Origin of the sequence: Streptoverticillium olivoreticuli subsp. olivoreticuli, assembly GCF_003391135.1 — a bacterium.
In the GTDB taxonomy this organism is placed as follows: domain Bacteria; phylum Actinomycetota; class Actinomycetes; order Streptomycetales; family Streptomycetaceae; genus Streptomyces; species Streptomyces blastmyceticus.
Genome location: NZ_CP031455.1, coordinates 753,877 through 767,802 on the forward strand (window position 1 = coordinate 753,877; position 13,926 = coordinate 767,802).

12 protein-coding genes are annotated in these 13,926 nt (G+C 69.9%); 5 read left to right on the forward strand and 7 right to left on the reverse strand.

Going from position 1 to position 13,926, the window contains the following annotated elements; all coding sequences use genetic code 11:
• Positions 1–22: 22 nt before the first annotated feature.
• Both DXZ73_RS03405 and DXZ73_RS03410 read left to right on the forward strand, forming a co-directional pair.
• A complete protein-coding gene (locus tag DXZ73_RS03405; RefSeq protein WP_116209545.1) occupies positions 23–1,210 on the forward strand; it encodes a family 2 encapsulin nanocompartment cargo protein terpene cyclase in 1,188 nt (395 codons plus the stop codon).
• Between the two features lie 27 nt (positions 1,211–1,237).
• Positions 1,238–2,098 (forward strand): geranyl diphosphate 2-C-methyltransferase, encoded by an 861-nt coding sequence (locus DXZ73_RS03410; RefSeq protein ID WP_116209546.1) that lies wholly within the window; start codon positions 1,238–1,240, stop codon positions 2,096–2,098.
• An 86-nt stretch (positions 2,099–2,184) separates the two neighbouring features.
• Here the strand turns inward: DXZ73_RS03410 and DXZ73_RS03415 are convergent, their stop codons facing one another.
• Positions 2,185–3,108: a helix-turn-helix domain-containing protein gene (locus DXZ73_RS03415; protein ID WP_116209547.1), complete on the reverse strand. Its 924-nt coding sequence runs from the start codon at positions 3,106–3,108 to the stop codon at positions 2,185–2,187.
• A gap of 138 nt (positions 3,109–3,246) precedes the next feature.
• On the opposite strand from DXZ73_RS03415, the gene DXZ73_RS03420 reads away from it, so the two are divergent.
• Positions 3,247–3,627, forward strand: coding sequence for a YybH family protein (locus DXZ73_RS03420; RefSeq protein ID WP_116209548.1), 381 nt, complete (start codon positions 3,247–3,249; stop codon positions 3,625–3,627).
• A gap of 147 nt (positions 3,628–3,774) precedes the next feature.
• Here DXZ73_RS03420 and DXZ73_RS03425 read toward each other — a convergent pair whose 3' ends face one another.
• The 4 genes from DXZ73_RS03425 to DXZ73_RS40250 form a co-directional block, all read right to left on the reverse strand.
• Positions 3,775–4,998 (reverse strand): glycosyltransferase, encoded by a 1,224-nt coding sequence (locus tag DXZ73_RS03425; protein WP_162890003.1) that lies wholly within the window; start codon positions 4,996–4,998, stop codon positions 3,775–3,777.
• A 344-nt stretch (positions 4,999–5,342) separates the two neighbouring features.
• On the reverse strand, positions 5,343–6,599 hold the full coding sequence (locus DXZ73_RS03430) for a cytochrome P450 (protein WP_116209550.1): 1,257 nt from the start codon (positions 6,597–6,599) through the stop codon (positions 5,343–5,345).
• A gap of 31 nt (positions 6,600–6,630) precedes the next feature.
• A complete protein-coding gene (locus DXZ73_RS03435) occupies positions 6,631–7,500 on the reverse strand; it encodes an SAM-dependent methyltransferase (RefSeq protein WP_116209551.1) in 870 nt (289 codons plus the stop codon).
• A gap of 11 nt (positions 7,501–7,511) precedes the next feature.
• Entirely contained in the window at positions 7,512–9,002 is a 1,491-nt protein-coding gene (locus DXZ73_RS40250; protein ID WP_116209552.1) for a methyltransferase domain-containing protein, read from the reverse strand.
• A 148-nt stretch (positions 9,003–9,150) separates the two neighbouring features.
• Here DXZ73_RS40250 and DXZ73_RS03445 point away from each other — a divergent pair, with 148 nt between their 5' ends.
• A complete protein-coding gene (locus tag DXZ73_RS03445) occupies positions 9,151–9,951 on the forward strand; it encodes a hypothetical protein (protein WP_116209553.1) in 801 nt (266 codons plus the stop codon).
• Positions 9,952–10,092: 141 nt separating this feature from the next.
• On the opposite strand, the gene DXZ73_RS03450 is transcribed toward DXZ73_RS03445, so the two are convergent.
• Positions 10,093–10,812, reverse strand: a complete 720-nt coding sequence (locus tag DXZ73_RS03450) for a TetR/AcrR family transcriptional regulator (RefSeq protein ID WP_116209554.1) — start codon at positions 10,810–10,812, stop codon at positions 10,093–10,095.
• 58 nt (positions 10,813–10,870) lie between these two features.
• Between DXZ73_RS03450 and DXZ73_RS03455 the strand changes: the two genes are divergently transcribed.
• The gene (locus DXZ73_RS03455) at positions 10,871–11,734 is read left to right on the forward strand and encodes an SDR family NAD(P)-dependent oxidoreductase (protein ID WP_116209555.1); all 864 of its coding nucleotides are present in this window, start codon (positions 10,871–10,873) and stop codon (positions 11,732–11,734) included.
• Between the two features lie 212 nt (positions 11,735–11,946).
• Here DXZ73_RS03455 and DXZ73_RS03460 read toward each other — a convergent pair whose 3' ends face one another.
• Positions 11,947–13,737, reverse strand: coding sequence for an L-lactate permease (locus DXZ73_RS03460; RefSeq protein ID WP_116209556.1), 1,791 nt, complete (start codon positions 13,735–13,737; stop codon positions 11,947–11,949).
• Between the last annotated feature and the right edge of the window lie 189 nt (positions 13,738–13,926).

Sequence of the window (13,926 nt, forward strand, 5' to 3'; positions counted from 1 at the left end):
GCGAGAACGTAAGGAGACCCGGTTGTCACTGCTGTCCCGCGCCTTCTCCACTGCGGCCACCCACGAGCTTGCCGGCCTGGTGACCGCGCTGCTGGCCCACCAGGGGAACGCCAGCCCCACCCTGCCGTCCTCACCGCGCCGGGTGCCGGCCCGCTTCCCCACCGGTCCCACCGGGCTGGGGACGGCCGCCGCCCGAATAGCACCGGCGGCCGAGCCGCCCCGGACACAGCCCGTACGACCGGCATCGAGCGGGCCGGTACCCCCGCTGTACTGCCCACCCGCCGTCCGAGACGACCCCGCCCTCGCGAAGGAGGTGAACGACCGCCTGGTCTCCTGGGCCGCCGGCGTGGGCATCTACCAGGGCCGCTCGGATGAGTTGCGAGCCACCGACTTCGGACGCCTGCTGATGCTCACCCACCCCGACACCGACGATCCCGACCGGCTGCTGGCCGCCGCCAAGTGCGGGCTCGCGGAATGGGCGGCCGACGACCACTACTGCGACGACGAATCCGCGGGAGCCGATCCGCGGGCGCTCGGCCCCCGGCTGTGCGTCGCCAACGCCGCCGTGGACCCCGCCCACCTCCCGCTCCGCTACGCCCCGGAACTGGAACGCGCCATGCGCGCCGACCCCGTCCTGACCGCCCTGCGCTCGGCCCTCGACCACATCGCCCGCTATGCCGCCCCCGCCCAGCTCGGGCGGCTCGCCCACGAGATATCCGGCCTCTTCGCCGGCTTCAACGCCGAGGCCGGCTGGCGCACCGCCGAACGCGTGCCCCCGGTCTGGGAGTACCTCGTCAACCGCCAGTGCAACAGCTTTCTGCCGATGGTCACCCTCGTCGACGCCGTCGGCGGCTACGAGGTCCCCGCCGCCGAGTACTACGCCCCCCGGGTGCGCCGCGCCTTCAGCATGGCCTGCACCGCCGCCACACTCGTCAACGACCTCTACTCCATGGCACGCGAGAGCGCCGGCCCCGGGCTGGAGTTCAACCTCCCGACGGTGATCGCCACCGAGGAGAAGTGCGCGCTCGAAGAGGCCGTACGCCGCAGCGTCCTCGTCCATGACGAGCTCGTCCACACCTTCGAGGCCGAGGCCGCCGTCCTCGCCGCCGACGGCTCGCCCGAGCTGCGCCGCTTCCTGGCCGGCACCTGGGCCTGGCTCGGCGGCAACCGCGAATGGCACAGCACCACCCCACGCTACAACGCGGCATGATCGCCGCGCAGAACAGAGGAGTTCCCCATGGCCTCGATGATCGAACACACCGCCAAGGTCCTCCGCACCTCCTACCAGAAGTCGGTCGCGGCGTACTGGGACAGTGAGCGGGCCCCCGTCAACCTCCGCCTCGGCGAGGTCGACGGCCTCTACCACCACCACTACGGCATCGGGGACTACGACCCGTCCGTGCTCGAAGGCCCCGAGAACACCCGGGACCGGCGGGTCATCGAGGAACTCCACCGGCTGGAGACCGCCCAGGCCGAGGTCCTTCTCGACCACCTCGACGGCATCACGGCCCAGGACCGGCTCCTCGACGCCGGGTCCGGCCGCGGCGGCACCAGCTTCATGGCACACCAGCGCTTCGGCTGCGCGGTGGACGGCGTGACGATCTCCGAGCACCAGGTCGGCTTCGCCAACTCCCAGGCCGAGGAACGGGGAGTGGCCGACCGGGTCCGCTTCCACTTCCGCAACATGCTCGACACCGGCCTCGCAACCGGCTCCCGCCGGGCCATCTGGACCAACGAGACCACGATGTACGTCGATCTCACCGAGCTCTTCGGCGAGTTCTCCCGCCTGCTGGAGTACGGCGGCCGGTACGTCTGCATCACCGGCTGCTACAACGACGTCACCGGCGGCCGCTCCAAGGCCGTCAGCCGCATCGACGAGCACTACACCTGCAACGTCCATCCCCGCAGCGCCTACTTCAAGGCCCTCGCCGCCAACGGTCTCGTCCCCATCAACGTCGTCGATCTGACCGCCCAGACCATTCCGTACTGGGAGCTACGGGCGCGGTCCTCGGTGGCGACCGGGATCGAGGACCCCTTCCTGACGGCGTACAAGGAGGGCAGCTTCCATTACCTCCTGATCGCGGCGGACCGCATCTGACCTCCCCTCACGAGGCCCCGGCGCCGGACTCCTCCCCCGGTACCGGGGCCCTACGGGACGCTGGAGAGGCTGCTTCGAGTCCTCTCTCACCGCTGGGCGCGGCGGAAGTCGCCCGGGGGGCGGCCGGTCTCGCGGGCGAAGAACTTGCCGAAGTTGGTGGCTTCGGTGAAGCCCAGTGCGCGGCCGATCGCGGCCACGGGCAGATCGGTGTGGGCGAGCAGCCGCTGCGCTTGCAGGGCGACGCGGGCGTCGGCGAGCTGCTTGGCGCTGCGGCCGGTGGCGGCCAGGCACGCGCGTGTCAGGGTCCGGGGGGAGCAGCCGAGCCGCGCCGCGTAGTCCTCGACGTTGCGGGTGGTGGTGAAGGAGTGTTCCAGCTCGCGTCGGAAGGCGAGGTGGACCTCGGTGCCGGGCGCGGCGGGGACGGGGCGTCCGGCCGGGTCGGTGAGGCGCGCCATGCGGATCAGCAGCGCGCCGAGGAGTTGGCGCAGCAACGCTCCGGTCAGTTCGGCGTCGGTGCCGGCGGGCGCTGTTGTGTCGGGGGGCTGCCCGTCTCGCAGTGTCCTGTATTCCGTTTCCATCTCCGTCACGGTGCGGTCGAAGGCGTCGAACTCGTCGGGCGGCAGACGCCATGCGGCCGGGCCGAATCCGTGGAGCACCTCGTGCGTCGCGGGCAGAGGTGGCGGAAAGTCCGCGGTGAACAGCAGCAGGACGGCGTCGAGGTCCGCGGGGCGGCCGTTCGTACCGGAAGGCAGGCGCTGCACCTGTCCGGGCCGCAGGTGCAGCAGCGTGCCACGGGCGCACGGGTGCGTGACGAAATCGACCATCGTGGTGCCCTCGCCGCCGCGCACGAGCATGACCTGGTGGAAGTCGAGGCGGCTCGGTCGGCGCGCGACCGAGCTCTTGAGGCGCAGCTTCAACGTGTCGAAGGTCAGTACCTCGACGCCGGTGTGCAACCGGTCGGGGTTGTCGTAGGCGATGTCGATGACTTCGCGCTGTCCACTTTCGACCATCACGGGTCCTGACCCTACCTCGTCCGGAGGGCGGCCGCGGGGGCATCGTGGAGTCACGGCCGGACGGCGGGCGCCACACCGGGCACCGCGCCGGAAAGCCGTCACCACCTTCCCTTCGTGAAGTAAGGACCTCTCATCATGTTCCCTGTCGTCACCGACCCCGCAAAGCTGCCGATCCTGTTCCAGGACGCCCTGAACGCCGGCGACGTCGACGGCGTGCTGGCCCTGTTCGCCCCGGATGCGGGCATGCGCACGGTGACCGGCGAGCACATCGCCGGCGCCGAGGCACTGCGTGCGGAGATCAGTGGAACCGTTGCCGCCCGCGGCAGGCTGACGAACGTCAGGCGGCACACGCTCGTCGGCGCGGAAACGGCTCTCCTGGTCACCGACTGGACCATGGAGATCGATGGCCCCGGCGGCGAACGGATCGCCCCGACCGGCACCACCGCCAACATCGCCCGCCAATACGCCGACGGCGGCTGGCGCTTCACCGTCCTCAACCCGCTCGGCACCGCCTGAGCCTGAGTCGTGCGACGCGCTGCCGCTGCCGGGGAGCCTGAGCAGGCGCGCGAAGCGCAGCGGGGGCGCGCACCGCCCCTTCTGCTTCCTGGTTCGCGCCGCCAACGGCACGTTTTTCTACAGCTCGTCGCGGACGGGCCTGCCTCCTCATCGGCAGTAGTCGCACTTCTCGCGTTGACGGGTGGTCATGGCGGTGAGGCGTTGGTAGCTGGTGAGGAGATGTGTACAGCACTTTTCTGTGGTGAATTGGGCCGCGTCGATGCGTGCTTGGCCGGTGACGTGACCGTTGTCGTCGAGAGCTGCGCGGAGGGCGCTGAGTAGTGCGTCGGGGTTGTCGGGTTGGAAGAGGTAGGCGTTGTGGCCGTTGGAGAGGACGCTGGTGATGCCTCCGCTGGAGGGGTTGACCACAGGGATTCCGGAGGCCATCGCTTCGACGACGGTGCAGCCGAAGGTCTCGTAGGGGCAGGCTGTGCAGAACGCATCGCAGGAGGCGTAGAGGGCGCTGCGGTCGGCGCCACGGACGAAGCCGAGGAGGTGGATCCGGGGTGAGGCCGCGGCCAGTTGTGTGATCTGGGCGGTGATGTCGGACGGGCCGTCGCCGGCGATGAAGAGCGAGAGGTCTTCGTTGCCGGGCATGGCGCTCAGCCTGAGAAAGGCCCCGATGACAAGGTCCAGGCGCTTTTCACGGGCAAGTCGGCCCAGGTAGAGCACGCGTTTGCCGCGGCCGTCGTAACGAGGCGCCAGCTTGTAAAGGACGGCAGGGTCGGCACGGTCGGCGCCGAAAGAGTCGATGTCGACGCTGTCGAAGGGAACTTGCTCGATCCGCACGTCGCTGAGGCCGCCCAAGGTTTCTTCAGCGTAGGGGGTCGCGCAGATGGCGGTGTCGAAGTGCCGGTACACGTAACGCATGATGGGCGGGAACATCGAGGTCGCCAGGTGCCGCCAGACCGGATAGCTGCGGGCGAAGTTGAAGTGGTCACCTTGGTACTGGGCCACGTAAGGCACGCCGTGCCGCCGTGCGTAGGCGTGCCCCGGTATCCCCCACGAGCCGAATACGAAGGATCGTTCAGGGTCGATGACAACGACCAGGTCCGGCGCGATCTTTTCCAGCGCGCTGTCGATCTGCGCGAGTGCGGCTCGACGCGGGACGCGCAGCATCGGATAGGGCAGCCACGGCTTGGCGGCGTAGGGGAACAGCTCCAGACCGGGCGTGCCCGCCACGGCCAGGGAGCTGCCGTCGGTGGGTTCGGGGACCAGCAGGCATAAACGTACGTCCTGCTGCGCGGCGAACCACTGGGCTCGCGCCACATTTCCCAGCGAGATGCCGCTGACCTCAGGTGGAAAGCTTGCGGTGATCCAGGCTACGGTCATCGGGGCTGACTCGGCACGCGGAAGCAACTGAACGACCTCTCCATCAGGATTAGGGCTCTCCATGAGCGCGTTGTCCAGCGGGTCCTCGACCGTGCCGACGTTCGGGGCGGTACCGGCTTGAAGCTGTGATCGGCCAAGGTCACCTGACGACAGTGGCAGCGGTCGATGAAACCCCAATGAAACCGGGGCCTGACCGAACTCACAAGAGTGCCCCGTCCAGGGCGCCCGCCTCGTAGCGGGGCAGGCGCCCGGTGTTGCCGCTACCGGCTCCACCAACGGCGCGGCTGCATGCGCGACCACGAACGCGTCCCAGCCCGGCGCGGTGGCCGGATAGTGCCCGGGCGTTACCAGGTGACGTGGAGCTGAGTGGGTCGGCGCAGGATGAGGTTGGCGGGGCGGGGTGCCGGGGTCCGGCAAGTGAGGGTGAGGCCGGGCAGGGTTCGGGTGAGGACTGCGAGGGCGTGGTGAGCGACGAGGCGGGTGTACTGGGCACCGGGGCAGTAGTGGATGCCGGCGCCGAAGTTGAGCGTAGGGGGTGTGTCCTCGCGACGGTGGTCGAAGGTGTGGGTGGCGTGGACGCTGTGGGCTTCGTCGTGGGCGGCGGAGTGCATGAGGAGGAGGATGCGGGCGCCTTGGGGGAGGTCGGTGCCGGAGAGGGCGACGGGTCGGGTGGTGGTGCGGAGCCAGCCGATCAGGGGCGGGTCCAGGCGCAGGGTTTCCTCGACGGCTGCCGGGGCCTGTTCGGGGTGCTGGGTGAGGTGGCCGTAGCCGTCGCCGGTGAGGAGGTGCTGGAGGGCGGTGGTGGTGAGCAGGGCGAGGGTTTCGGCGTTGGTGGTGAGGACCTCCATGAGGGTGGAGGCGATCTCGGCGTCGGTCAGGGGGGCACCGGCGTCGTCGCGGTAGGAGATCCACGTGGTGGTGAGGTCGTCTTGCGGTCGGCTGCGCCGCTGGGCGACGAGGCCGGTGCACAGGTTCCACAGGTCCACGACCGCTTGGGCGCAGCGCTGTTGATCGGCGAGGGGCTGGAAGGACCACAGGAGGTCGGCCATGCCGGACGAGCCGGCGATGACGCACTGTTCGTCCTCGGGGGCGATGCCGATGAGGTCGCTCATGATGCGTGCGGTCAGTGGGCGTGCGTAGTGGGCGGTGAGTTCGCCGGTGTGGTCGGGGCGGGCGGCGAGGGCTTGCGCGGCTTGCAGGGCGCGCTTTTCGATGTGGGAGTGCCAGGGGGCGAGCTGGTTCGCGCTGGTGGGCCATACCGCGGTGAGTGCGTCGCGGTAGCGGGTGTGGGTCGGGGGGTCGGTGGAGGCGGCGACGGGGACGTCGTGGACGGCGGTGTAGATGCGGGCGGCTTCGGGGTCGGTGGGCTGAATGGGGTCGTAGCTGTGGGCAGGGGTGAAGGCGCGGTGCCGGTCGCGCAGGACTTCGTCGATGTCGCGGTGGCGGGATACGACCCAAAGATCGAGGTCGGGGTCGTGGTAGACGGGGTGCTCGCGGCGCAGGTGCGCGTAGGCGGCGTGGAGGTCGTCGGCTGCGTGTCGGGCGATGGCGCCAGGGGTGTGGGCCGGGCATCCGCTGTGCGTGGTCGTGGTGGTGGTCACGGATTCCTCAATGAGCGGGCGGGGCGGTGGGTCAGCTGTGGGCGGGGTGGCGCAGCAGGCAGGCCAGGTAGCCCGTCTTGTCGGTGAGGAACGTGAGTGTGTCGGCGAGGGCGGTGTCCATGGTGTCGGCGTAGGGGGTGCCGAACTTCTCCGCGATCAGGGCGCGGTTGTCCTGGTAGATCCGCCCGTATGCCTGGCAGGTGGGGGCGATGTGCTCGCTCAGGTCGTGGGTCTGTTCGAGGGTGAGCCCGGCGGCGCGGATCTGGCCGAGAACCTGGTCGTGGGTGGGCAGGGGGCAGAAGGCGAAGGCGTCCCGACACATCGTCAGCTCGGCGTCGGTGGCGGGCACGCGCTGGGTGTAGAAGGTGACGAGCATCGACGCGCCGGGCCGGGCTGTCCGGGCGAGTTCGCGAAGCCCCTTCACCGGGTCGTTGAGGTGGGGGAAGCTGTCGAGTGCCCACACGGCGTCGAAGCTGCCGGTCTCGTGGGGCAGATCCATGGCGTCGCCGAGGCCGAAGCGGACGCGGTCGGCCATCCCTGCCGCGGTGGCGCGGCGGGCAGCCTCGGTGAGCTGGGCTTGGCTGATGCTGCAGCCGGTGACCTGGATGCGGCGCTCGTGGGCGGCGTGGAGGGCGGGGCTGCCGTGGCCGCAGCCCACGTCCAGCAGATGCTCGCCCGGCTCGATCGCGAGCAGGTCGCAGAAGAAGTCGGTCATCCGGTTCTGGGCCCGGGTGGCGAGCTGCCGCGCAGGCAGCGGCTCGTCGAGGTCGCCGGGCTGCCACAGGCCGTAGTGGAAGCTGTCGCCGCTGATCATCTTGCACAACTCGTCGGAGGCTTCGTACCAGGCGGCGACCTCCGCCGAGGTGAGGAGGGCGGCGGGTACGACAGGCGTGGAGGTCATGCGTACGAGTCCTAACGGGCGGTGCGGGGGCGGGCGGTGAGCATCACGGCGTCGTCGTTGAACCGGTCGGTGCCACCGGCGAAGTGCTCGCGCAGGGCGGGCAGCAGGGCCTCGCGCAGTTGTCCCAGGCGGGGGTGTCCGGTGTTCCAGAAGTCGGCCAGCACCTCCGCCGCGGCGTTGGCCTTGTTCTCGGGGCCCTCTTCGGGGAAGACCACGTCCACGCGGGCGCGGGTGAAGCTGATGTCGTCGAAGCCGTGCTCGGCCAGGACGCGGGCAGCGAGGGTGAGCAGGTAACCCTGGTGGTCACGGGGCTCGCCGATCAGGGGCGCGCAAGTGCGGTTCCACAGCTCGATCAGCTCGTTGTCGGGGGCGCCCTGGACCAGAACGATCTTCGCTTCGGGGTGCGCGCGGTCGACGGTCCGGGCCATCTCCGCGACCGACGCCTCGGGGTCATCGGTGTAGTGCAGTACCCAGGTCGCCACGGCGGCGTCGAACTGTGCATCGGGCAGGGGGAGTTGTTCGGAACGGCCCGACAGCACGGTCACTCCGTGTGCGGCCAGTGGCCGCATGCTCTCCTCGCGTGCCGCGTGCGGCTCGACGGTGGTCACCGACCCCAGGCGGGCGGCGATCTCGCGGACGACCGCGCCGGTGCCGCCCCCGACGTCCAGCACCCGGGTGTTGGCCGCGAGTGCGTCCACGACCAGCTTGATGTCCTGGCGTTCGAAGCGGGCCTCCATGCCCAGCCAGCCCTGCTCGCTCAGCTCGTGCGGTCCACGGTAGGACGCGGGCAGCGGGTAGGGGCCGGCCAGCGTGTGGGCCGGGGCGGCGGGGCCTCCGGGCTTGGTGGCGTACACGAACAGGTGCTCTTCGGGACCCATGCCGGGGAAGTCGGGGTGGAATACGCTGAGTTGTTCGTGGGCGATGTCCAGGCCGGCCGTGCGCAGCAGCCGCCCGAACGTCTCGGACGGGTAGCTGGTGCAGCGGACAGTCTGGCCCATCCACTGGATCTCCTCGTCCTCCGCGTCGAAAGGCACCGTCGCGAGGACGAACAGGCCACCGGGGGCGAGCCAGTCGGCGATGCGGGCGAGAGTGGCGTCCAGGTCGGCGCGCGGCATCTGCAGCAGCGGGAAGAACGCGGTGATCGCGTCCCATTGGCCGGGCGTCTCGGGCAGCTCCCGGACATCGGCTAGCTCGAACCGGGCCCCGGGGACCTGTGTGCGGGCGAGGTCGACCATGGTCTGCGACACGTCGTACCCCGTGACCTGGTGCCCTTGTGCGGCGATCAGATCGGCGGTCGGTCGGCCGGTACCGGAGCCGATGTCCATCATCTTCGCCCTCGCGGGCAGCCGGGCCAACAGCCAGTCGATCGCCGCGAGTTGCTCGGGCAGGTGGGCGTAGGTGTCTTCATAGGTCTTGCCCAGGACATCGAAGGGGCGGGCCGCGCACTGCCCCGAACCCGGCTGCGGGACCGTAGCGGGAAGAGCTGTTGCTTCCAAGGTCATCGTACGAGAGCTCCTGTTCCTGACGGGTGTGACCACCGCACCCGGCGAGACACTACACTGCGGAATCGATCCGTCGCGCACGGTGGTCAATCCGTGCTGATCTCTTCCCTCTGCCATCAGGTGCCTTTACCAGGAGCTGACCTCTCGCATGACCACCACCATCCCCGACAGCCACGCCGCCTACTTCGCCTTCCGTGACCGGCTCCTGGGCGAACTGCGCACCACCGTCCTGACCGGCGAGCAGCTGTGCGAGGCCGGGCGCCTCATCTACGGCCGCGCCGAAGGGCTTTCGCTGTTCGGGATCCCCGCCCCTCGAATGGAGTCGGCCGGCATCCAGCTGCTGGGGCGCACCGCGATCGAGTGCTGCGTCGACGACTATGCCTCCGCCGTCGCCGACGCCCTGGCCGACGTGCACGCCACCATCCCCGACGAGGGCGAAGAGCCGCTGATCGTGGACCTCTTCTGCGGTTCGGGGAACTTCAGTCACCACCTCGGCATCCGCCTCGGCACCGTCGTGCACGCCGCCGAACTCGATCCGGGCGTCCACGACGCCACCCGGCACAACCTTGAGCGCATCGAAGCCGACACCCGCCTCCACCTCGGCGACTACGGCGATCTGCTCGGCAAACTCCTTCCCCGCGGCCCGCGCGACACCTACTTCGTCGAACCCCCTTGGGGGCCGGCCTTCACCCCCGCCGGTCTCGACCTCACCCGCACCGCGCCTCCCGTCCCACGGATCCTCGACGACATCCGCCGTTCCCGAAACGGCCGCCCCTGCCTGGTCGCGATCAAGACCAACGACCAGATCGCCGACAACTCCCTGGCCAGATCCTTCGTCGGCGCCCGACACCTGCGCAGCATCACACCGCGGCCTGTGCTGCCTCACGGCGCCAACATGGACTTCCACCTCTACCGGCTGGAGCAAGGCGCCGACAGCTGCGGCATGTGACAACGGTTGTCCGCACTCCGAACCCGCATCCGCGCGGATGCAGGGCCTGCCCGGTGGGTCGCGGCCCCGTCAGGCGAGTACCAACCTTTCCTCGTCTTCGCGGCAGATGCTCACCGCCCTCGACCTCGGCTGCGAGGTGAACTACTCGGCTTCACCGCCGGCGCTGTAGCCCCGGAGCAGTGCGCTCAGGATGTCGGTCAGCCGGGGGGCGACATCGACGACGGCATGGGCGAGACCCGGGTCCGACTCGTAAAGGCGGCGCAGCTCGGTTCCCGGGGCGGCCATCTGCCACAGCGCTCCGGCCATCGCCGTGGCCGTGGCGACGACGTCGCCGGCCTGCGCCGGGCTCAGCGCGGCAACCCGGCGCAGCGCCTCGCCCACGGCCGCGACCTCGGCGATGGCGGTCAGCTTGAAGGACCGGACGCTCTCCAGCGAGACGTTGCGCTCCAGGTTCATCGGCGTGTGGGCGAGCAGGTCGCAGAACAGGGGCCGCGCCACCAGCGACTCGGCCAGCAGGCCGGCGACCGCCTGCAGGCGAGGCTCCCGGTCCACGCCGTTCACGGCGTCCGCGGAGTTCTCGTCGTCCGTGCCGGGCGCCGCGTCGGCGAGCTGCCCGCGCACCGCCTGCGACCACTCCACCCACCCGGCGGCAGCCAGGCGGAGGAAGATCTCTTCCCGGGTCTCGAAATAGCGGAGCATCGCCGACTTGTGCATGCCGACCTCCGTGGCGATATCGGTCAAGGTCACCGATCGGATGCCGCTCACCGTGGCCAGACGGGCCGCCGCGGCGAGGATCGTGGCCTCGCGGGCGCGCTTGGCCTCGGGGCTCCGGGCTCTTGTGGACTGACTGCGGCTGGCCATACACGCATGCTAACGCAACCATGTTGCGCTATTACCGCAACCGTGTTTCGCTATCTGTATGGCAACCCAGACGTGGTTCATCACCGGTTCCTCCCGCGGCTTCGGCCGCTCCCTCGCGGTCGCCGCCCTGGAGGAGGGCGACCAGGTCGTCGCCACTGCCCGCAGGCCGGAACAGCTCACCGACCTGGTCGAGCGGTTCGGCGACAAGGTCCTCCCGGTCGCGCTCGACGTGACCGACGCCGCCGCGGCCGCTGCCGCGCTCGACGCCGCCCGTGACCGCTTCGGCCGCATCGACGTGATCGTCAACAACGCCGGCTATGCGAACGTCGCCCCGGTCGAGACGGCTCCGGAGGACGACTTCCGCCGCCAGTTCGAGACGAACTTCTGGGGCGTGTACAACGTCTCCAAGGCGGCCCTGCCCCTGCTGAAGGCACAGGGTGGCGGCATCGTCGTCCAGTTCTCCTCCATCGGCGGCCGGGTGGGCGGCAGTGCCGGCCTGGGCTCCTACCAGGCGGCCAAGTTCGCCATCGACGGCCTCACCCGTGTGCTCGCCACCGAGACCGCGCCGTTCGGCATCCGTTACCTGGTCGTCGAGCCCAGCGGCTTCGCCACCGACTGGGCCGGCGCCTCCATGGACATCCAGGACGTCCTGCCGGAGTACCAGGCGACCGTCGGCGCCTTCACCGACCGGGTCCGCGGCAGCCGGACGGCCGGCGACCCGGACCGCGCCGCCGGGATCCTGGTACGCGTGGTCAAGCGCGACCACCTCCCCACCCACCTGCTCCTGGGCGCAAACGCGGCGCAGATGGCGCTCGACTACTCACAGCAGCAGACAGCCGAGGCCGGAGCCTGGCAGGCCGTCTCCGTCTCCGCCGACTTCGGCGCGGAGTACCCCGTCGAGCTCCCGGCGGACGCCGAGTAGGCCGACGATCGACCGAACCGGCAGAAAGGGGTGTCCGACGGGTCGGGCGAGCCGGCTTGATGGAAGCCGGCTCAGCGTTCGTCACGGGTGACTGACCGGCGTTCCGGCACCGCGCGTGGTGACCGCCGACACGGGTGGCACACATGTGGTGCCGGCTTTCGCCTGCGCCGTCAGAGGTTCCGGCGCCACGGATCCCGGCCGTGGCGCCGGGGTCACACCACCATCCAGGACAGGACGGATGTCTGGAGCCAGGCGAGGACACAGAACACGATGAGCAGCGCGACGCTCCAGCCGACCACCTTGCGCAGGATGTCGCCTTCTCTTCCTGGGAGTCCGACGGCGCTGGCAGCGATTGCCAGGTTCTGCATGGCGACCGCCTTGCCCTGCACACCGCCGGTGCTGTTGCTGGAGGCCATGAGCAGTGGAGCGATGCCGATGCGGTGCGCGGCGGCCGTCTGCATGGCTCCGAACAGGGCGTTGGAGGAAGTATCGGATCCGGTGAGGGCGACGCCGAACCAGCCGAGAAAGCCGGACAGCAGAGCGAAGGCGCTGCCGATTCCGGCGAGCCAGGCCCCCAGGGAGTTGGCCATGCCGGAGAGGTTCATCACGTACGACAGGGCCAGCACGCAGGAGATGGTGAGGATGGCCCAGCGGATCTGGTGGAACGCCTGGCCGTAGCAGCGTATGGCGCGCGCCGGTGGTACGTGCAGGACGAGCGCGGTCAGCGCCCCCGTCAGCAGGAGCACGGTTCCCGCGGCGCCGAGCCACTCGAAGTCGAAAGTGGCCGCTCGCACCGGCCGCCCGGCCGCGGTGGCGACGTGCAGGCCGGGCCAGGAGAAGGAGGTTCCTTGGCCCCGGACGAATCGCTGGGCCGGGCCGTGGACGGAGACCAGTCCGAAGAACGCGGTGAGCAGGACGTACGGGGAGAATGCCTTGAGCACGTCACAGCGGGAGGCCTTGGGCGGGGGTGCCGTCGCGCCGGCGCTGCCGGGCGGCCCGCCGCTGTCCGTGGTCATCGAACCTGCGGTGGGTTCGCGGGTGTCCTGTGCTGTCGCGGCGGGGTGAGCGCCGGTACCGCCGGGCACCGCACCTCCCGCGTCGTATGCCGTGGCAAGTGGTACGGGTCCGCCGACGGTCACCTCCAGCGCGGCCCCGCCGAGAATCGCCCCGGTATCGGCTGGTGTACGCCGCCGGTCCGGTGACCAGAACCGCAGAAGTGCGGCGAGGGCGAGGGTCGAGACAACCGCTCCTACGAGGTCGGTGAGTTGGTAGGCGAAGAAGTTGGAGCACAGGTACTGGCCTGTGCCGAAGCCGATCCCCGCGGTCAGTGCGGCGGGCCAGACTTCGCGCAGACCGCGGCGTCCGTCAAGTATCAGCAGCAGCACCAGCGGGACCATTGCGGCGATGATCGCGGACTGGCGGCCGACCATCATGCCGAGACTGTGTTCGGGGAGCGATGTCGCCTTGGCCAGCGCCTGGATGGGGTTGCCCACTGATCCGAAGGCCGCGGGGGCGGTGTTGGCGAATGTGGCGACGACTGCCGCCTTGAGCGGCTTCAGCCCCAGGGTGAGCAGGATGAGCGAGGTGATCGCGATGGGGGTGCCGAATCCGGAGAGCGATTCGATCATCGCGCCGAAACAGTAGGCGATGAGGACGGCCTGGATTCGTCTGTCCCCGGACAGGGAGGTGAGGGTGCGTCCGATGATGTCGAAGTGACCGCTGGCGCGCTGCAGTTTGTTGATCCATACCGCGTTGAGCACGATCCAGGCGATGGGAAACAGTCCGAAGGCGGCTCCTTCCAGGGCGCTGCCCCCGGCCTGCCTCAGTGGCATGCGGTACACGGCGACGGCGATCAGGAGCGCGGTCGCGAGGCCGATGAGTGCGGCCCGGTGCGACCTCATGCGCAGGACGCCGAGCAGGACGAGCAGGGCCACGAGCGGTGCGGCGGCGACAAGGGCGGTGAGAGCCGGATGTCCCAGGGGGTCTGTGACTTGGCGGTACACGGATGAGTCTCGCTTTCTCGGTCGTCGATGACCGTGTGGCAAGAACGCTCGATCCTCCGCGAGCATACGACCGCCGGATTTCACGATACGGAAGGTGAATTCCAGCAGTCGTCAGCATGAGAGTGGCGGAACCTGTCGTCAAGAGGTCCGGCAGCCGACGCCCAACAGATCGCCGGCTCGCGGGACTTC

What these genes read in the sequence shown, in the direction of transcription:
- DXZ73_RS03410 (WP_116209546.1), top strand. Translation starts at nt 1,238, where the DNA reads ATGGCCTCGATGATCGAACACACCGCCAAGGTCCTCCGCACCTCCTAC.
- DXZ73_RS03415 (WP_116209547.1), bottom strand. Translation starts at nt 3,108, where the DNA reads ATGGTCGAAAGTGGACAGCGCGAAGTCATCGACATCGCCTACGACAAC.
- DXZ73_RS03420 (WP_116209548.1), top strand. Translation starts at nt 3,247, where the DNA reads ATGTTCCCTGTCGTCACCGACCCCGCAAAGCTGCCGATCCTGTTCCAG.
- DXZ73_RS03425 (WP_162890003.1), bottom strand. Translation starts at nt 4,998, where the DNA reads ATGACCGTAGCCTGGATCACCGCAAGCTTTCCACCTGAGGTCAGCGGC.
- DXZ73_RS03435 (WP_116209551.1), bottom strand. Translation starts at nt 7,500, where the DNA reads ATGACCTCCACGCCTGTCGTACCCGCCGCCCTCCTCACCTCGGCGGAG.
- DXZ73_RS40250 (WP_116209552.1), bottom strand. Translation starts at nt 9,002, where the DNA reads ATGACCTTGGAAGCAACAGCTCTTCCCGCTACGGTCCCGCAGCCGGGT.
- DXZ73_RS03445 (WP_116209553.1), top strand. Translation starts at nt 9,151, where the DNA reads ATGACCACCACCATCCCCGACAGCCACGCCGCCTACTTCGCCTTCCGT.
- DXZ73_RS03450 (WP_116209554.1), bottom strand. Translation starts at nt 10,812, where the DNA reads ATGGCCAGCCGCAGTCAGTCCACAAGAGCCCGGAGCCCCGAGGCCAAG.
- DXZ73_RS03455 (WP_116209555.1), top strand. Translation starts at nt 10,871, where the DNA reads ATGGCAACCCAGACGTGGTTCATCACCGGTTCCTCCCGCGGCTTCGGC.